Source organism: Bacillus sp. 01N45, assembly GCF_056399205.1.
In genome coordinates this window covers 1-389 of sequence record NZ_JBFTQW010000066.1, presented here as the reverse complement: position 1 = coordinate 389, position 389 = coordinate 1, and the positions used below count along the sequence as shown (strand labels likewise).

Annotated in this window: 1 rRNA gene; it reads right to left on the bottom strand. The window is 51.8% G+C overall.

The window, feature by feature from the left end:
- Nucleotides 1-159: 159 nt before the first annotated feature.
- Nucleotides 160-389, bottom strand: a 23S ribosomal RNA gene (locus AC1DMU_RS29750); the annotation flags it as partial.

The window sequence follows — 389 nt, the reverse complement described above, 5'->3', positions numbered from 1 at the left end:
GTGTGGTGTTGTATTCAGTTGTTTTGGTTCCCTGCAACGTTTCGTCTGGCGACGGGTTTGTTGTTTGGGAACCACATAGTGGACGCAAGCAGTCTTGTTTCTTTTTACCCGACCCTCTTGGTGCAAACGCTTTTGAAGGMGCGTTTGCGGGGTGGGTGTGTGGTGTAAGTTATCGGCCTATTAGTACCGGTCAGCTTCACGAGTCGTTAGTCCTCGCTTCCACATCCGGCCTATCAACCCAGTGGTCTGGCTGGGGGCCTCTCACACACAAGGTGTATGGAAATCTCATCTYGAAGCSRGCTTCCCGCTTAGATGCTTTCAGCGGTTATCCCATCCGAACGTAGCTAATCAGCGRTGCACTTGGCAGTACAACTGACACACCAGAGGTT